Source organism: Salinivibrio costicola subsp. alcaliphilus (assembly GCF_001996185.1).
Lineage (GTDB): Bacteria > Pseudomonadota > Gammaproteobacteria > Enterobacterales > Vibrionaceae > Salinivibrio > Salinivibrio costicola.
The window spans coordinates 60144-78475 of the sequence record NZ_MUFR01000009.1; the positions used below are offsets into that span (position 1 = coordinate 60144).

Consider the following 18332-nt stretch of genomic DNA (forward strand, 5'->3'; position numbering starts at 1 on the left):
TATCGGAGATTGATTATGCCCAGCCGTCACGGCGACGTTTCTTACGTGGGATAAGATGTGGCAGCACAAGGCCAAACAGTAAGCCGCCGCCGGCCACCATGCCGCCGTAGGTGAACCAGCGCATTAATAAGTCATCTTTTTGCGTATCAATTTTTGCACGCAAAGCACGAATTTCATTTTGTGCATCAATCAGCTTTTTATTGAGTTCGCTGCTGTGTGTTTCTAGCTTCTCGATTTGCGCATTACGCTTTTTAAGCGACTCAACCAACCCTTTTTGTTGTGCTTTGGCATCATCCTGTGCACTCGATAAGGCTGTTTTTACTTTTTTGAGCTCGGCTTCAAGCGCAGGTACACGTTCTTTCAAGCCAGGTTGAGTGGTGACGAAGTCACTTTTCACCCAGCCTTTACGGCCGCGACTATCGACAATTTGCGAATAGCCCGCATTTTGGTCGCGCTTGAGTACAGTGATTTTATCGCCTGCATCAACACTGCCGATAATGCGATATTGTGTACCAGGGCCAGAGTGCATATAGGTAAATAATTCATCAGAAATATAGTTCTCCGCCATGGCTTGCGGCGCGGTGACGAGAACGAATAGCAATATGAGAGCAGAATACAGGTGTTTCACGTCTGGGGTCCTTTGCATTATTCAGTGTGGGACACATCGGCTTTGCTAGGCATAGTGCCATAGGCTAAAAAGAAAGGGGAGCCATGCCCCCCTTTTTTTAACCGTGATTTGACATCGCTGCCGACTGTTAGGCAAAGAAGGTGATCATTACTTGGTAAAAGATCACAGCTAATAAAGCGCCTGCTGGAAGCGTGATGAGCCACGAGGCAACAATATTGCGCACCACGCCGAGGTTGAGTGCGGCAATGCCTCTGGCAAATCCAACGCCGAGAACGCCACCGACTAATGTTTGCGTGGTCGAAATCGGTAAGCCTGTTCCCGAGGCTAAAACGACTGTGCTCGCGGTGGCTAATTGCGCGGCAAATCCGCGGCTTGGTGTGAGTTCTGTTATTCCTGAGCCAACTGTCGCCATGACACGATGCCCCAAGGTCGCAAGGCCGATGACAATGCCGGCACCGCCCATCGGAAGAATCCACCAAGCAATGTGTGCTTTTTCTGCCACAGTACCGAGGTTTTGCACGGTCGCGACAATCGCTGAAAGGGGACCAATGGCATTGGCAACGTCGTTTGAGCCATGCGCGAAGGCCATGGCACACGCCGTGACGACCATGAGTAAGCTGAATATCCGCTCAACGCCTTGAAAGCCTTGGCTCTCATCGCCGCGATATTTTCGAGAGATATAATACACGCCAAAAAACATCACCAGTGCAGACAAGACAATTGACGCACTGACTGACTCTAACGTGGTCAAATGCAAGCCAACATGCTTGAGCCCTTTTTTAATGGTCACCATCGCAATAATAAACGCGGTGAGGAACATATAAATGGGGACAAAACGTTTTGCATTGAGTACGGGGCGGTCAGTGTCAAAAATGAGGCGCTGGGCGCTAAGAAAAATAAAGTAGGCAAAAAGACCGGAGATAAAGGGGGTGATCACCCAACTGCCAACGATACCTTGGACGGTATGCCAATCGACGGCCTCAGAGCCAACCGATAGGCAAGCAAAGCCAATGATCGCGCCAATTATCGAATGGGTGGTGGAGACTGGCCAGCCCATATAGGAGGCAAGGAGCAGCCAAGTACCCGCCGCGAGCAGAGCGGACATCATGCCAAAGACCAATTCTAACGGTTGATCGGCATAGAGACTGGTATCGATAACACCTTTTCTAATGGTATCTGTGACTTCACCGCCAGCTAAATAAGCGCCGGCAAATTCAAAAATCATGGCAACAATAATGGCTTGCTTGATGGTTAGCGCTTTAGAGCCCACAGACGTGCCCATTGCGTTGGCGACATCATTGGCACCAATACCAATTGCCATTAAAAAACCAAAAGCCGCGGCGACCATAATAAGAATGGTCCCGTGATTCATCAGGATTTCCATTGTAATACCTTGTTGTTACATCACTCGGTTAGGAACGGGAAAGCATGACCTCTAAGCGCGCACCGACACGTTGCGCTTGATCAGCAATTTCGCCGACCCACTCGAGGATTTTGTACAAGAACATGACGTCGACAGGATTGTATTCCTGTTCCACCGCCATCAATGCCTGGCGAAGCTGGATTTGCATTGAGTCAGTATCATCTTCAATCACATCCAACTGATGAATCATTTCGGCCACTAAGGTGACTTCGCGTCCTTTAAATCCAGTCTCAAGCAGTTCTTCGAGCTCATTAATCACCCGACGTGCTTGAGCGGCTGCATCTAGGCACCGTTGTACATAAGCAATGAAAGCGGTATTCATTGTTGGGGGCATACGAAGCTGGCGGCCGATCACTCGGCCGGCAATATCTTTGGATAAGTTTGCCAATTTGTCTTGCTGAGTCAGTAACTCGAGCATGTCCGTCCGATCAACGGGCATAAACAAACCGCGGGGCAACTTGAGTCGGATATTGCGCTTCAGGGTGTCAGCATCTTTCTCTATCTCAGAGATTTGGTGACGGAGTTGATTCGCCTTTTCCCAATCTTGCTGTTCGCAAGCATGGAAAAACGGGATCAGTAGCTCACAGCAATCATTGACACGATTGACGTGGCGTTGCAGAGGTTTTATAGGGCTTTTTGCGAATAGCCCAACAATTGTATTGACTGGCATAGCCGTAATCTACCTGGTTGCCTCACGCCCAAAGGGCAAAGAGTGGAGGCTAAACGTTCAACGATGGTATATCGGAGCGGCGAATGGTAGCGCAGAACATTGGCTAAAGAAACAGCTTTTGTGATCTATGCCGCAGTGCGTTTGATCAAGACTGGTGGTTATAGTCCTTGCCGACAAGATCAATTGTTCATATCCTTGTCAGGCAATTGGCTATAGGTACCCGTATGGACACTGAGATAGAGCTCAAATTTTTTGTCTCTTCTGACTTTCCTCATCGCATCCGCGATAAGATTGTCAGTGTAAAGCAGCTACAGCAAAGCCAGCGTGAGCTGGGCAACATCTACTTCGATACGCCAGATTTTACCCTACGCGAACACGATATCGGTTTGCGTGTGCGTTGTTTTGATGGTGTTTATATTCAAACGCTCAAAACCGCTGGCCGGGTGGTAGCTGGGCTGCATCAGCGCCCAGAATACAACGCTGAGCTTAATGGACCTGAGCCCGACCTTTCTTTGATCCCGGTCGATGCATGGCCTGATAGTGTCAATATTGATGCACTGAGTCAGTCGATTCAGCCGCTCTTTTCCACCGACTTTGTCCGCCAACAGTGGCTCTTAGCCACTGACGACGGGAGTCAAATAGAGTTAGCCAGCGATCAGGGTGAAGTCTCCACCGAAGCCGGTGATAAAGATGTGATTTCTGAGGTCGAGTTAGAGCTTATTTCGGGTCAAACCGACGCCTTATTTTCATTGGCGCGCAACCTTGCCGATGAGGGAGGACTGCGACTGGGAAATTTGAGTAAAGCCGCGCGAGGCTACCGCTTAGCCACTGGCTATCAAGGCGATCCGGTCAAAGCGCTGTCTATCGTCAAACTGAGCGCCGACGATACGCAAGAGAAAGCGCTCATTCGAATTCTTGAGCACGCGCTCAGCCACTGGCATTACCACGAACAAATCTACATAGAGCGAGAATCGCTCGATGCGCTGCAGGAAATTCGCTACGCGGTATTACTGATCCGCCAAGCCTTCGTTCTATTCGGCAGCGTGTTGCCGAGACGAGCGAGCACATTATTGCGTCAAGAGTTGCAATGGTTTGATGGCGAACTCGCTTGGCTGGATGATGCGTGGGCGAACGCACGCTTGTGTGAAGATAAGGGCCAATACCTGCGCAAACTCAATGCCCGAAAAATGATGGTCAAAACGCTGAAAGCTGAGCAAGCTCAGTTGCCGGAGCGCGAGGATATCGTGGCGTTACTTCATACCTCTCGCTACTGCAATCTGTTGCTTGATTTAAGTCGTTGGATTCTCTCTAAAGGTTGGCAGCCGTTTTTAGATGAAAAAGCAGCGGATAAATTAGCGCAACCGATTCAAACTCTGGCCGATAAGGCATTACCTGAATCTTGGCATGAGCTCCTTGATGCCTTTGACGAGAGTAAGACACTGACAAGGCATGAGTATTTTGATCAGTATCCACGTCTGCAACGCAACTTGGTGTTAGGGACCTGCTTGGCGTCACTCTTTGATAAAAGTCGCCGTAAAGCGTTTCGACTGCCTTGGCTGGATTTACTGCAAGGTATAGAGGAACTTCGGCTACTTGAGCCAGTACGCGATTTAGTTGCAGCGATTGACGATGACGACGATAAGCAACAAGCGGAAAAGTGGTTAGCGAGAAAAGAAGAATCACTTTTTCATGCGATGACGCAAAGTCGCCAAACAGGCTTAGGCCTCACGCCTTATTGGCAAGAATAAGCGACGCTAAAAAGTGTAAGAGAATAGGTAGAAGCAGCCAGATGGCTGCTTTTTTTAGCCGAATCGATTATGCAAATAAGATGTGTCTGTATGCATCGCCATGGCGCCTTTGGTCTCGACGTTGACTCGGTAAAAACCCAGTCAAGATCAATCTATGTTGGTGGTTTTTGCGTTATAAACGGTTTACGCGTCACATGATAATTTGACTAAGTTATCATTATGGGCAATGTTTTTGGTTAAATTTCACAAATACGGTAAACAAGGATTCAGCCAACGTGGTGTTTGTCGATATAACATCACCTAGTATCAATAATCGCCCGTTTGTTTGGGTCACTCAGTTGGCTTGATAGCGGTCATGGAGCTTTCAGGATTATGGCTAAACATACCTTCTATGCGTGGGAAAAACCCGTTACCAATCTGCGCTTGATTCCAAAACTCGTGATTCTTATGGTATTTAGTACCATTATTTTGGTCGGCAAGCAGATGTGGGACGCCAATACATTTCGCCAATCCGTCATTGATTTCACCTTAAGCCAGACCCAAGAACTTGCCCGTTCCAGTGCCGCAATGACTGGCACATTAATCGAGCAACCGGACGGAGAGCGTCTGATGCGAGAGACGGTCGACACCATGAACAATGAGTTCAGTGAAGGCGCGTATTTATTTTTAGTCAATGGCGAGACGCGTCAGATTTGGGCGCACCCCTCCATGCGACAATTTGATCAATTGCGTATGCCGGATGACACCTCAGGCGCTGATATTACTGAGCTTTTTCTCAATCAGTCACAGCCGTTCAGTTACACCGTCTATGATGGCGGACGACATGGGTATGCCGTGCCTGTAGGCAACAGCGACTGGTGGTTAGTGGCCTCGCAACCCACATCTGAAGCGCAAGCGTATTACCAAGATTATATCATCAAAGTGGCGTGGCAGACTGCGGTAATGATTGTGTCTTTTATGGTGATCTTGCTGGGTGGATCTAACATCATGCTGCGCCAAATCAACTACCTGACCGACAGGATTCGTGCGTTGGCGAATCGCGATTTGAGTGAGCCGATTGAAATGAATAGCCAAGACGAGTTTGGCGATCTTGCGCGCGAGCTGGAAACGTCTCGTCGGCAATTGGTCGACGTGATTCAAGCGCAGCGACAAGCGTCAGACGATCTGTCGTCTCTGGCCGAGATCATGACCATCAGCATGTCGGAAACCAAAGAATCGTCGAAAGAGCAGTTCGATGAAATGGATCAACTGGCGTCAGCCATGAGTGAAATGAGCGCCACCGTGCAAACGGTCGCAGAGCATACCCGAGAAGCAGCTAAAGCGACTGAAAGCTCCAGTCAGCAAGCCAGCAGTGGCCAAGCGCATGTTAGCACCACCATTAATACCATCAATGCGCTGTCAAATGACATTAGTGAGTCATCACAAGTCGTCGGTCAGGTCGACGCGCAAGTGGAGAAAATTGGTACTGTGGTGGTGACCATTCAAGGCATCTCAGAGCAAACCAATCTATTGGCGCTTAACGCCGCGATTGAAGCTGCCCGGGCGGGGGATACAGGACGCGGCTTTGCGGTTGTGGCGGATGAAGTGCGTAAGCTGGCACAACATACCCAAGAAGCGACGGTTGAAATTCAAGATATGATCACCCAACTGCAGCAAAGTGCACAAAAAGCGGTGGGACTGATGGATCGCAGTGTGACGGAGGCGAGTGCCGGGGTAGACTCGGTGAGTCAGGCGGGTGGCGAGTTAGAGCAAATTGTTACTCAAATCCAATCATTGAATGATATGAACTTCCAAATTGCCTCGTCGGCAGAGCAACAAGCCTCGGTGGCCGGTGAAATGAATCAAAACCTCACCAATGTTAAAGACTTGGTTCAGGCCTCAGTGACGGTGGCGAGCGAGCTGCATGAAACGGCTGAAATGGTCGAGCAGAGTGCTCAGTCACTGAAAGATAAGATCGATGCCTTTAAAGTGTAATCGTTGTCCCTTCACGTCCCGATAAAGATAACGGCTCACTGCATTAGTGAGCCGTTTTTGTTAGTGTCAAATGAAGGAATTATCAAAAGGAATGCCCATGGTGCTGTCTGACTCCCTTTCCGCCAACCTGAATCAACATTGGACACAATTGGCTGAATTCGCCCCCCAAGCACTTGACCAATGGCAAGGACCCGCCCGCGACCAGCTGGAAAAGGCATTGGTATGCAGCGATTTTATTGCCTCTGCGCTCACGCACACTGACGGATTGTTGCAATGGCTTCATCAACATCACCGCGATGTATCACGCGAGGCCTGCTATCAGCCAGAACTGACGGCAGCGCTTGAGACGGTGAATGATGAGCATGAATTCCATCGTCAATTACGTCTGTGTCGGCAACGTGAACTTGTGTGGATTGCTTGGCGCGATATACATCAGCAGTGGCCTGTGGAGGCGAGTTTACAGCATTTATCGGCCTTGGCTGAGGCGCAGATCCTCAGTGCTTATCACTGGTTATATCAGCGTTGTTGCCATGATTGGGGCACGCCAATGAGCCCAGATGGCGACCCACAGCCTATGCTGATCCTCGGGATGGGGAAATTGGGAGGCGGTGAGCTCAATTTTTCTTCCGATATCGATTTGATTTTTACCTATCCCGAAAATGGAGATACTCAGGGAGCAAGGCGCAGTATCGCCAATGCCCAATTCTTTACGCGACTGGGTCAAAGGCTGATAAAAGCGCTCGACCAGCCTACCGTCGATGGTTTTTGCTATCGCGTTGATATGCGATTACGCCCATTTGGCGACAGTGGGCCTTTGGTGATGAGCTTTTCTGCCTTGGAAGATTACTACCAAGAACAAGGGCGTGATTGGGAGCGTTACGCCATGGTTAAAGCACGGGTGATGGGCAAAGAGCAATACGATTGTTATCAAACACTTAGGAAAACGCTGCGTCCTTTTGTCTTTCGACGCTATATCGATTTTAGCGCGATACAAGCTTTAAGGCGGATGAAGCAGTTAATTCAACGAGAAGTACGTCGGCGTGGACTGACGGACAATATTAAACTGGGTGCGGGTGGCATTCGAGAAATTGAATTTATTGCACAATCTTTCCAATTAATTCGCGGGGGGCGCGAGCCCAGCTTGCGTCAACGTGGCTTACTGGAAACCTTGGATGCGATAGAAGAACTGGAGTTACTGCCAGCCGCTGAAGTCAGTCAGTTAAAAGCGGCCTACTGCTATTTGCGTCGGGTCGAGAACTTATTGCAGGCCATTGATGACAAACAAACGCAGACCTTGCCCGATAACGCGCTTGATCGGGATCGTCTCTCCTTCGCCATGGGGAGCAAAGATTGGGCGAGTTTACACGCGGAGATCGCGCGGCACATGCAGGCGGTCAATCAGGTTTTCTCTAGCTTAATTGGCGAAGATGAACAAGATAACGACATGGATGTTGATAGTGAGTATCACGATCTATGGGCGATGGCGCGCGATGTCGACAACGCTAAATTGATCCTCACAGGGTTGGATGTGCCGGAGACCAATATTGCTGAGCAATTATTAACGTTTAAGCAGGAGCTTGCGAAACGGACCGTTGGCCCACGTGGCCGTGAGGTGATCAATCGTCTGATGCCGGTGTTGTTAAGTAAATTATTAACCTTGCCTGAGCCTCAACAGGTTCTGCCGCACATTACCCATTTATTATTAAATATTGCCACTCGGACAACGTATTTAGAGTTATTAGATGAACATCCGGGGGCGATTGATCAAGTCCTTCGGCTTTGTACCGCCAGTCCCATGGTAGCGGAAAAGCTGGCACGCTATCCCTTATTGCTCGACGAGCTGTTGGATCTGACCCACTTGTATCAACCTCTTGCGCCTGATGCGTATCGCAGCGAATTGCGCGATTATCTGGCACGGATCCCGGTTGAGGACATGGAGCAGCAGATGGAGGCCGTACGTCAGTTCAAGCAAGTGCAACTATTAAAAATTGCCGCCGCAGATATTGCCGGTGTCTTACCGGTGATGCGGGTCAGTGATCATTTGACTTACTTGGCCGAGGCGATTGTAGAGGCGGTGGTCAATCAGGCCTGGCACCAGATGGTGGAAAAATATGGCCAACCGACACACTTAGGCGAGCGAGAGGGACGTGGCTTTGCCGTGATTGGTTACGGCAAGTTAGGAGGCTGGGAGCTGGGTTACAATTCCGATCTCGACGTGGTTTTTCTCCATGACTGCCCGGCGGATGTTGAGACTGATGGGCGAAAAGTGATTGATGGCCGGCAATTTTATCTGCGTTTGGCGCAGCGCATTGTGCATCTTTTCTCCACCCGCACTCCGTCTGGGATTTTGTATGAAATCGACACGCGCCTTCGCCCATCAGGTACCTCAGGGATGCTGGTGAGCACGTTAGAGGCCTACGCGGATTACCAACAAAACGAAGCCTGGACGTGGGAGCACCAAGCGTTAGTTCGCGCGCGGATGATCGACGGCGACCCCGACCTTGAGTCTGGCTTTGCACAGGTGCGGCATCGCATTTTATCGGCCTCGCGCGATCAGGACATATTGCGCGAGCAAGTCAGTGGTATGCGTGAAAAAATGCGGCAGCATAAAGCGACAGGGCAAAACGATACCTTCTCCATCAAACAAGACGCTGGTGGGATCACGGATATCGAGTTCTTAGCGCAATACCTGGTGCTCGGCAACAGTGCCACACAACCTGCGTTAACCCGTTACAGCGATAACGCACGCATTTTTGAGCAAGCAGGCGAGCTTGGCGTGATGACGATGGCACAAGCGGAGCGCCTGAAATCGGCGTATACCCGCATGCGCAATGCATTGCATCGTAGCCACTTGGCCGGAGAGAGTGGCAAGGTCGAAGCCAGTGCATTCCTCGACGAACGCGATGCCGTGATGCAAGCTTGGCAACAATGGCTAGCGACAGAAAAGGCGTCGTAAATCAGCGATCCGCGTGCGATGCTCAATAAAGCGATGGCTCGCCCTCAGGGCGTGTTTTAAAGCGTCGGTGTAACCACATATATTGCTCCGGCGCTTGTAGGATTAACTGCTCAACCGCGCGATTGGTGACAACGGCAGCCGCATCGGCGTCCTTGGGAAAGTCCTGCAGCGGAGAATGGATGGTTATCCGGTACTGACCACCGCGTCGATCTCTCACAATCGAAAACGGCACCACGGCGGCGTGGCCTGCGTGTGCGAGTAAGCTCGTTCCTGTGGTCGTACACGCTTTCTCAACGGCGAATAATGGCGCAAAGGTAGAACGGCGTCGCCCATAGTCATGATCCGGTGCATACCACATCCTATCGCCTTGCTTGAGATGATGAATCATGGTTTTAACGTCTTTCCTGTCGATGGCGCCATTGTGTCGCGTCCGGCCGCGGTGCTGGAACCAATCATAAACAGGGTTATTGTTAGGACGGTACACACCCACGCCAGGAGTGACCTCACCTAAGGCTCGCGCACCCAACTCTAAGTTCATCGAGTGCACAGCGATAACGAGTACCCCTTGCCCCTGACTTTCTAAGTGTTTCAGTTTGTCTATCCCCTCAAACACCATATGCTTTTTGATACGCCAAGAGGGCCAAAACCATGCCATACAGGTTTCAAAAAGGGCTAAGCCAGAGTTGGCGAAGTTTTCTTTCACCATTGCTTGGCGCGAGGCGGGGCTCATTTCAGGAAAACACAACGCCAGATTACGATCGGCGATCTTCACACGCCGTTTCATCAGCGTATGCATCAGTCGACCTAATCCGCGCCCCGCGTAAAACTGAACGCGATAGGGAAGCCAGCTGGCTAGGTACATCAGCCCCACACCGAGCCAAGTGTGAAGATAGCGAGGGTGAAGAAATCCAATTTGAAATTTAGGCGGTGAAAAATCGCTCATAGTGTCAATGACTCGTGAAAACAAAAATGAAACCAGCCGTCAGGCAGGCGCCACATTGTAGAGTAAATTGCAGGGGCTGTCCCGTGCTTGTCTGCCCGATGGATGTTGAGATTGTGCGCAGCGCACGCCTGTACGCGCCCCATTTGGTTTTTGGCTATGCTACTATCGCTCGGTAACGACAGTATTCGGAGATCTAGATGAAACTCAGCCTGCCTGATTATAACCAAGCCAATGTTCTGGTTGTCGGTGATGTGATGCTTGACCGCTATTGGTATGGCCCCACCGGACGTATATCACCAGAGGCGCCCGTGCCCGTGGTCAAAATCAATCAAACGGAAGAGCGCCCTGGTGGGGCTGCCAACGTGGCGATGAACATCGCTGCTTTAGGGGGACATACCCAGTTAATTGGTTTGACAGGCAAGGACGAACAAGCGGATGCGTTAACCCAAACCCTGGATTCTTTAAACGTCAATTGTGACTTTGTGGCGCTGGACTCGCATCCAACCATCACTAAGTTACGGGTGATGAGCCGCAATCAGCAGCTGATCCGGCTCGATTTCGAAGAGGGATTTGCGGGCGTGGATCTCACCCCGATGCTCGTAAAAGTGACAGCCGCCTTACCCAAGGCGCAGGCGATGATCTTATCGGATTATGCCAAAGGTGCATTGGCGCAGGTGCAATCATTGATCCAAGCCGCGAATCAAGCCGGCGTGACCACCTTGGTGGATCCCAAAGGGACGGACTTTGAGCGCTATCGTGGCGCCAGTCTGCTGACGCCAAACCTGAGTGAATTTGAAGCCGTGGCTGGCACGGTGACAGACGATCAAAGCTTGGAAGAAAAAGGCTTAGCGCTGATTAAACACTATGAATTGGGCGCGTTGTTGGTTACCCGTAGTGAGCATGGTATGACCCTGCTTCGTCCTGATGCTGCCCCACTTAACTTGCCGACGCTGGCCAAAGAGGTCTATGACGTCACCGGCGCTGGCGATACCGTTATTTCGGTGCTGGCGGCCTCATTAGCTGCTGGCAAACCGATCGAACACGCATGTGCACTGGCCAATGCCGCTGCCGGTGTGGTGGTCGGCAAGCTCGGCACCTCAACGCTATCAACCATTGAGTTAACCGAAGCCATACACGGCTCGCACGAATCCGGCTTTGGGGTCACCACAGAATCGCAACTGATCGACGCGGTTAAGGTGGCGCAAGGACGGGGTGAGAAAGTGGTGATGACCAATGGCTGCTTTGATATTTTGCACGCCGGTCATGTTGCCTATTTAAACGAAGCCGCTAAATTGGGCGATCGCCTGATTGTCGCGGTTAATACTGATGCGTCGGTACAAGGTTTAAAAGGACCAGGCCGTCCGGTTAATCCCACCGATCGACGCATGGCAGTCTTGGCGGGGCTTGGCGCTGTGGATTGGGTGGTACCCTTTGGCGAAGAAACGCCTGCGCGCCTGATTAGTGCGGTGTTACCGGATTTATTGGTGAAAGGCGGCGACTATCAGGTCAGTGAAATAGCCGGAGCTGAAGCGGTGCTTGCCAATGGCGGTGAGGTCAAGGTGCTTAACTTCGAAGAAGGATGCTCAACGACTGAGATCATTGAATCGATTCGTCGCGGGCAATAACCTTGTCCCCGTTTTGAATAAGGTCAGCGACCAGCGCAACGGCCAGACGAGCCAGCTGGGATAATGCGATAAAAAGATAGTGCGATAAAAAGATCATGCGATCAAAAAAAGGTGCCGATGTGGCACCTTTTTTATTCAACGCATGGACTAGTCTTGTTTCACCAGCCCTTGGTTGATATCAAGTAAGTCTTGCTCGGTCAAGGTGCCGACCGCTTGGTGTAAACGCAAATGACTTAAAATGTAATCGTAACGTGCGTTTGATAGATTACGGTTGGCGTCATACAAACGGCGTGTCGCGTCTAACACATCGACAATGGTACGGGTGCCCACTTCAAAGCCGGCTTCTGTCGCTTCTAATGCAGAGCGAGCTGAAATCACCGTTTGTTCATAAGCACGCAGCGCGCCAATCGAAGCATTAATGTCGTTATAGAACGCACGCACATCTTTCACTGTGCTCCGGTAAGTGGACTCTAACCCCTGCGAGGCGGCCACATATTCATGTTGTGCTTTTTCAACATTGGCAGAGGTGCTGCCACCGGTGAAGAGCGGTAAGCTAAAATCAAGGCTGGCAGAGCCTTGATTGTAATCAGTGGAATAAGCATCATTGTGCTGATTATCCCTATCCGTCATCCCGTATTTGGCGCTAAACGTCAACGTAGGCAGATGACCGGTTTTGGCGAGCTTAATCTGCTCTTTGGCGGTGTCACGCGCAATGCGGTTGGCCAGCAGTTGCAGATTTTTCTCTTCTGCGGTTTTCACCAAAGCAGCGGGTTGCTGTTGCGGGTTGCTGGCACTAAAACGCGCTTTATCGAGCACGCGTAAGTCTCTCGGCGCTTGGCCGGTGATCTCACGTAAGCCTTCATAGCTGTTGGTGAGGGCGTTTTCTGCCAAGATCTCATCGGCGAGCACAGCGTCATACTGCGCTTGAGCGTCGTGCACATCGGTAATCGCTGACAAGCCAACTTCAAAACGTTGCTTGGTTTGCTCAAGCTGACGGCCCACCGCCGCTTTTTCTGCTTGAATAAACTCAAGCTTGTCCATCGCACGTAGGACATCAAAATACGCTTGCGCCACGCGCAGCATTAACCCTTGTTGCTGGGCAGCATAGGCGGCATCCAGTTGACGCGCTTGCATTTCGCTAATATCTAGATTCACCCAGCTATCACGCTTAAATACTTGTTGGCTAAGGCTGATATCGGCGGAAGTGACATCGTTATCACTTTTATCGTCGCTATCATTGCGTTGGATAGCGTAACTGGCGTTAAGTGCAATTTGAGGCAGCAAGGTGCCGCGGGTAGCATCCACGGCGGAAAACGCCGCGTCACGTTCAGCGGCCGCTTGATTAAGAGTGGGATCGCTTTGCTTCGCTTGTTGGTAAATTTGGGCGAGATCATCGGCAAAGGCTGCATTGCTTACGCTGCCGAGTGCCAAACCTAACGCCAGAGGGAGCAATTTTTTCATAGATAGAATCCCTGAATCTGTGCTATTCGATAAATATACAGTTACTAGCTTAACGCAATTATGCTTGCGTGAAACTGACAATTTGTGAGGACATTGAGTGTAAACTATCCAATTTGTAAATGGGACTTAAAAATAGTTGTAACTTTTATCAAAAAAGTTAAGTTTAAAGTTTGCAGTGAATCAGGGCCAGTGATAAGACTGCGCCGCGACAGCCTATCATAAGGAGCTAGCATGTCAGACCATCCGCCCGGACAATTTGGTCGCGACGATATCGTGATTGAAGATATCTCACCACTTTATCAAGGCTTCTTTTCTATTCAACGCTATCAGTTTCGTCATCGTCTATTTCAGGGCGGCTGGAGCGGTGCGGTGGTACGAGAGCTATTTGAGCGTGGACACGCCGTCGCGGTACTGCCGTATGATCCAGGGCGAGATGAGGTGGTCATGCTTGAGCAAATCCGCGTCGGGGCGATGGCAGCAGGTGCGACGCCGTGGCAGTTAGAAATTGTCGCGGGCATGATCGATAGCGATGAATCACCAGAGCAAGTGGCACACCGTGAAGCGCGAGAAGAAGCTGGATTGTTGTTGCAGCAAATGGAACATGTCACCCGTTATTTATCCAGCTCCGGTGGGTGCTCTGAGCAACTCGATGTATTTGTTGCCATTGTGGATGCGAGTGATGCCGAGGGGATTCATGGCCTAGACAGTGAGAATGAAGACATTCTTGTTCATCGTTTTTCTCGTGAGCAGGCGTATCAAAAAGTGGTCGATGGTGAAATTGAGAATGCAGCCTCGATCATTGCTTTACAATGGTTGGAACTCAATGCGGCGAGATTGCGTCAGAGTTATAATCGTTAAAACCGATAACCGATCGTGTACGCATTGCGCAGGCTCGAATAACAAGTAGGTACCCGTGAAAACTAATTATCGTGTCGACTTATTGGCGATGATGCGCCTTTATGAAACCAATTACGCCAAGCTTGTTCGTCTGATGCCACAGCCGGATGAGGTAGGTCGCGTCTGCCGATACGATATTCATGGTCAGGAATATGCGCTGGCGGTCCGCGAGTCGACGCGTTATACCACCTTGCTTGATATCGCACAGCTTAGTCCAGGAGACGCACCTTCGTATTTACATGCTAACCTGACTGTACGCTTGTATCATGATGCACGCGTGGCGGAAGTGTGTACCACGCAGCAGATTTCGCGCTTGAAACCACGTTATGATTACCCAAATCCGCGCATGCATCAGCGTGATGAAAAGCATCAAGTGAATGCATTTTTATCGGATTGGCTCGGCCATTGTTTGCGTCGTGGCATTAGCGCGTCTAATCCTATGTATAAATCATCGTTAAACTAAACCAGCAAAGGTACTTTCAACGTTGCAGCCTTGTCAGATAGATAACGCCCACGGCGATTGCATTCGTCTCTTGCAAATTACCGACACGCACCTGTTCGCCGATGAGCAGGGCAGTTTGCTGGGTATCAACACACTTCAAAGCTATCACGCCGTGTTAGAGGCAATCAGTGCGACATCTAAGCCTTTTGATGCCATTATTGCCACGGGCGATTTATCGCAAGATCACTCTGCATTGTCATATCGTCGTTTTGTCGACGGGATTCAGCGCTGGAAGCAGCCTTGCTTTTGGCTGCCAGGCAACCATGACTTTCAGCCTGAAATGCGCGCGGTGCTGCACTCGAACACCTTGATGGCCCGTTCGCAGGTCTTATTAGGGGATCACTGGCAAATGATCTTGCTCGACAGCCAGGTCGCGGGTGTGCCGCACGGTGAATTATCTCACGATCAACTCAAACGCTTAGATGCGGATTTAAGTGCTTATCCAGAGCGACACGCGCTCGTGCTATTGCATCACCATCCTTTGGAGGCAGGAAGCACTTGGCTTGATCAGCATAAACTGGTCAATCGAGAGGCGTTTTGGCAGATTATGGCTCGCCATCCTCAAGCGAAAGTGGTGGTGTGTGGCCATATTCATCAGGCGTTAGATATTCGTCATCAAGGCGCGCGTGTGATGGCAGCGCCTTCAACCTGTATCCAGTTTATGCCCGATTCGCATGATTTTGCCCTCGATAACCAAAACCCGGGTTGGCGCTGGCTGACGCTTTATCCTGACGGACACATTGACACGCAAGTTGAACGTGTCACCGGACGTTACTTCCGTCCTGACTTTGACTCGAGCGGGTATTAATCAACATGGCATCTGCGTTACTTTACTTACATGGCTTTAATAGCTCGCCACACTCATTAAAAGCCACGCAAATGCGTGAGTTTTGCCATCGTTACCGGCCTGATATTGATGTATTGGTCCCGCAACTCCCTAGCCATCCCGCGCCGACTATCGATTTACTTTCTGAACGGGTAGAGGCCTACAGGGAAACGCATCAACTTGGATTGGTCGGAAGCTCATTAGGGGGATTCCTCGCCACTTGGTTGAGTGAACGTTATCAATTGCCTGCTGTACTGGTGAACCCTGCAGTTCGCCCTTATGAGTTATTGCAAGACTATATTGGCGAGCAGGTTAACCCTTATACCCAAGAACATTACTACTTGGATGCCGCTGATATTCTCGCCCTGCGTGAGCTTGATGTGCCCACGCTGTCTGAGCCTTCTCGCTTTTGGTTATTACAACAAATGGGTGATGAAGTATTAGATTACCGTCAGGCGGTGGAGAAATTTAACGCGAGCAAACAGACCGTTGAGCCTCATGGCGATCATAGTTTTATTGGCTTTGAACGCTATTGCGAGGAGATACTGCAATTTCTCGGCGTCTAATCTGCTTACCACGCCAATGCTTGTCCACTCATGCTTTGACCAATGCCTTGTCCACCCATGTTTATCTGCCAAAGCGCTCTGCTAAGCGGATACTTAAGCCAACTATGACTCGGATGGCAGTTCACAGAAACTCGTGGCAATCTGGGGTCGCGCTTGACAAGCGGATCCCCCTTGCTGACCATGTCATCACATTTATTAAGCTAATCGATTATGACAGAACAAAACTATAACGCAGGATCGATAGAAGTCCTCAATGGGCTCGAGCCAGTGCGCCGACGTCCGGGTATGTACACAGATACCAGCCGTCCCAACCATTTGGGGCAAGAAGTGATCGATAATAGTGTCGATGAAGCGCTAGCCGGTCACGCCAGTAAAATTGATGTCATTCTTCATGCAGATCAGTCATTAGAGGTGATTGATGATGGGCGAGGGATGCCGGTTGATATCCACCCAGAAGAGGGCGTCTCTGGGGTCGAACTGATTTTATGTAAACTCCATGCTGGCGGTAAGTTTTCCAATAAAAGCTACCAGTTTAGTGGCGGCCTGCATGGGGTGGGTATTTCGGTTGTTAACGCTTTGTCTCATCGGGTCGAGATCAGCGTTAAACGCGACGGTCAGGTGTATGACATCGCGTTCGAAAATGGCGATAAAGTACAAGACTTGACTGTCACCGGAACATGTGGACGCCGTAATCGAGGTACCCGCGTTCATTTTTGGCCCGATAGCCAATTTTTTGATTCGGACAAGTTCTCGCTTACGCGCTTGAAAACCATTTTAAAAGCCAAGGCTGTATTGTGTCCGGGCTTGACGGTGAACCTGACGGATAAAAACACCAATGAAACCATTACTTGGTGCTATGAAGACGGGCTCAAAGACTACTTAGCACACAGTGTGAAAGGTTATGAGGTACTGCCCGAGACGCCTTTTATCGGTGAATTTAGTGGCCAAAGTGAAGCCGCTGATTGGGCAGTGATTTGGCTCCCAGATGGGGGAGAGTTAACCACCGAAAGTTATGTGAATTTAATTCCAACCCCACAGGGCGGTACCCACGTTAATGGCTTACGACAAGGTATGTTGGAAGCAATGCGGGAGTTTTGTGAATTTCGCAACCTATTGCCTCGCGGAGTCAAGCTGACCGCGGACGATATTTGGGAGCGTTGTGCCTACGTGCTCTCGGTTAAAATTCAAGACCCGCAATTTGCCGGACAAACCAAAGAGCGCTTGTCATCGCGCCAATGTGCGGCGTTTGTCTCTGGCGTGGTAAAAGATGCGTTCAGCCTTTGGCTTAATGAGCGCCCGCATTTGGCTGAGCGCTTGGCAGAAGTCTGTATCGCCAGCGCCCATCGACGGATGCGTGCTGCCAAGAAAGTGGTGCGTAAAAAAGTGGCGTCTGGCCCTGCATTACCTGGCAAGTTAACGGATTGTGCCATGCAAGATTCCAGTCGTACCGAGCTCTTTTTGGTCGAAGGGGATTCTGCAGGCGGGTCGGCCAAACAAGCGCGCGATCGAGAATTCCAGGCGGTGATGCCGCTTCGAGGAAAAATCCTGAATACCTGGGAAGTCTCAGCAGACCAAGTACTCGCCTCGCAAGAAGTACACGATATTTCGGTCGCGCTGGGGATCGATCCGGACTCGAGCGATTTATCTCACCTGCGTTACGATAAAATTTGTATCTTGGCCGATGCGGACTCAGATGGCCTGCATATTGCGACCCTTCTATGCGCATTATTTATGCAACATTTTCACGCGTTGGTCAGAGGTGGCCACGTTTATGTCGCGATGCCGCCTTTGTACCGGATTGATTGTGGAAAAGAGGTCTTTTATGCCTTGGACGAGGATGAAAAGGCCGGGATCTTGGAGCGTTTAAGTAATAAGCGCGGCAAGATCAATGTTCAACGTTTCAAAGGGTTAGGGGAAATGAATCCCTTACAACTGCGTGAGACCACCATGGACCCCAATACTCGGCGCTTGGTACAGCTTACTATCGATGACGAAGAGCAAACGCAACAGTTGATGGATATGTTGCTGGGGAAAAAGCGAGCGGAAGATCGCCGCCATTGGCTGCAGCAAAAAGGCGATATGGCCGAACTTATCGATATTTAAATAACTATAA

At 50.3% G+C, this 18332-nt stretch carries 14 protein-coding genes; 9 read left to right on the forward strand and 5 right to left on the reverse strand.

The window, feature by feature from the left end; translation table 11 throughout:
• Positions 1-13 precede the first annotated feature (13 nt).
• The 3 genes from BZJ21_RS04665 to BZJ21_RS04675 all read right to left on the reverse strand — a co-directional run bounded on the left by BZJ21_RS04665 (position 14) and on the right by BZJ21_RS04675 (position 2721).
• Positions 14-628 (reverse strand): TIGR04211 family SH3 domain-containing protein, encoded by a 615-nt coding sequence (locus BZJ21_RS04665; RefSeq protein WP_077576470.1) that lies wholly within the window; start codon positions 626-628, stop codon positions 14-16.
• A gap of 127 nt (positions 629-755) precedes the next feature.
• Positions 756-2012, reverse strand: coding sequence for an inorganic phosphate transporter (locus BZJ21_RS04670; protein WP_077576469.1), 1257 nt, complete (start codon positions 2010-2012; stop codon positions 756-758).
• A 28-nt stretch (positions 2013-2040) separates the two neighbouring features.
• Positions 2041-2721, reverse strand: coding sequence for a TIGR00153 family protein (locus tag BZJ21_RS04675; RefSeq protein ID WP_077660493.1), 681 nt, complete (start codon positions 2719-2721; stop codon positions 2041-2043).
• A 224-nt stretch (positions 2722-2945) separates the two neighbouring features.
• Here BZJ21_RS04675 and BZJ21_RS04680 point away from each other — a divergent pair, with 224 nt between their 5' ends.
• From BZJ21_RS04680 to glnE, 3 genes are all read left to right on the forward strand, one after another.
• Positions 2946-4469, forward strand: a complete 1524-nt coding sequence (locus BZJ21_RS04680; protein WP_077669241.1) for a CYTH and CHAD domain-containing protein — start codon at positions 2946-2948, stop codon at positions 4467-4469.
• Between the two features lie 372 nt (positions 4470-4841).
• Positions 4842-6443, forward strand: coding sequence for a methyl-accepting chemotaxis protein (locus BZJ21_RS04685; RefSeq protein WP_077669242.1), 1602 nt, complete (start codon positions 4842-4844; stop codon positions 6441-6443).
• Positions 6444-6540: 97 nt separating this feature from the next.
• Positions 6541-9399 carry a bifunctional [glutamate--ammonia ligase]-adenylyl-L-tyrosine phosphorylase/[glutamate--ammonia-ligase] adenylyltransferase gene (gene glnE, locus BZJ21_RS04690; protein ID WP_077669243.1) on the forward strand — a complete coding sequence of 953 codons (2859 nt, stop codon included), beginning with the start codon at positions 6541-6543 and terminating at the stop codon, positions 9397-9399.
• A gap of 22 nt (positions 9400-9421) precedes the next feature.
• Here glnE and lpxL read toward each other — a convergent pair whose 3' ends face one another.
• On the reverse strand, positions 9422-10342 hold the full coding sequence (lpxL, locus tag BZJ21_RS04695) for an LpxL/LpxP family Kdo(2)-lipid IV(A) lauroyl/palmitoleoyl acyltransferase (protein ID WP_077669244.1): 921 nt from the start codon (positions 10340-10342) through the stop codon (positions 9422-9424).
• Between the two features lie 197 nt (positions 10343-10539).
• On the opposite strand from lpxL, the gene hldE reads away from it, so the two are divergent.
• A complete protein-coding gene (hldE, locus tag BZJ21_RS04700; protein ID WP_077669245.1) occupies positions 10540-11967 on the forward strand; it encodes a bifunctional D-glycero-beta-D-manno-heptose-7-phosphate kinase/D-glycero-beta-D-manno-heptose 1-phosphate adenylyltransferase HldE in 1428 nt (475 codons plus the stop codon).
• 147 nt (positions 11968-12114) lie between these two features.
• On the opposite strand, the gene tolC is transcribed toward hldE, so the two are convergent.
• Positions 12115-13428, reverse strand: a complete 1314-nt coding sequence (gene tolC / locus BZJ21_RS04705) for an outer membrane channel protein TolC (RefSeq protein ID WP_021023395.1) — start codon at positions 13426-13428, stop codon at positions 12115-12117.
• 231 nt (positions 13429-13659) lie between these two features.
• Between tolC and nudF the strand changes: the two genes are divergently transcribed.
• From nudF to parE, 5 genes are all read left to right on the forward strand, one after another.
• Positions 13660-14286, forward strand: a complete 627-nt coding sequence (gene nudF / locus BZJ21_RS04710; protein WP_077669246.1) for an ADP-ribose diphosphatase — start codon at positions 13660-13662, stop codon at positions 14284-14286.
• Positions 14287-14341: 55 nt separating this feature from the next.
• Positions 14342-14788: a DUF1249 family protein gene (locus tag BZJ21_RS04715; protein ID WP_108743185.1), complete on the forward strand. Its 447-nt coding sequence runs from the start codon at positions 14342-14344 to the stop codon at positions 14786-14788.
• A gap of 22 nt (positions 14789-14810) precedes the next feature.
• A complete protein-coding gene (gene cpdA / locus BZJ21_RS04720; RefSeq protein ID WP_077669247.1) occupies positions 14811-15635 on the forward strand; it encodes a 3',5'-cyclic-AMP phosphodiesterase in 825 nt (274 codons plus the stop codon).
• Positions 15636-15640: 5 nt separating this feature from the next.
• On the forward strand, positions 15641-16219 hold the full coding sequence (yqiA, locus tag BZJ21_RS04725) for an esterase YqiA (RefSeq protein WP_077669248.1): 579 nt from the start codon (positions 15641-15643) through the stop codon (positions 16217-16219).
• Positions 16220-16429: 210 nt separating this feature from the next.
• Complete coding sequence (gene parE / locus BZJ21_RS04730; protein ID WP_021023400.1) at positions 16430-18322, forward strand: DNA topoisomerase IV subunit B; 1893 nt, start codon at positions 16430-16432, stop codon at positions 18320-18322.
• Positions 18323-18332: the final 10 nt, after the last annotated feature.

Coding starts and splice junctions, on each gene's coding strand:
- BZJ21_RS04685 (WP_077669242.1), top strand. CDS start 4,842: ATGGCTAAACATACCTTCTATGCGTGGGAAAAACCCGTTACCAATCTG.
- BZJ21_RS04670 (WP_077576469.1), bottom strand. CDS start 2,012: ATGGAAATCCTGATGAATCACGGGACCATTCTTATTATGGTCGCCGCG.
- parE (WP_021023400.1), top strand. CDS start 16,430: ATGACAGAACAAAACTATAACGCAGGATCGATAGAAGTCCTCAATGGG.
- nudF (WP_077669246.1), top strand. CDS start 13,660: ATGTCAGACCATCCGCCCGGACAATTTGGTCGCGACGATATCGTGATT.
- glnE (WP_077669243.1), top strand. CDS start 6,541: ATGGTGCTGTCTGACTCCCTTTCCGCCAACCTGAATCAACATTGGACA.
- lpxL (WP_077669244.1), bottom strand. CDS start 10,342: ATGAGCGATTTTTCACCGCCTAAATTTCAAATTGGATTTCTTCACCCT.
- hldE (WP_077669245.1), top strand. CDS start 10,540: ATGAAACTCAGCCTGCCTGATTATAACCAAGCCAATGTTCTGGTTGTC.
- BZJ21_RS04675 (WP_077660493.1), bottom strand. CDS start 2,721: ATGCCAGTCAATACAATTGTTGGGCTATTCGCAAAAAGCCCTATAAAA.
- yqiA (WP_077669248.1), top strand. CDS start 15,641: ATGGCATCTGCGTTACTTTACTTACATGGCTTTAATAGCTCGCCACAC.
- BZJ21_RS04680 (WP_077669241.1), top strand. CDS start 2,946: ATGGACACTGAGATAGAGCTCAAATTTTTTGTCTCTTCTGACTTTCCT.
- tolC (WP_021023395.1), bottom strand. CDS start 13,428: ATGAAAAAATTGCTCCCTCTGGCGTTAGGTTTGGCACTCGGCAGCGTA.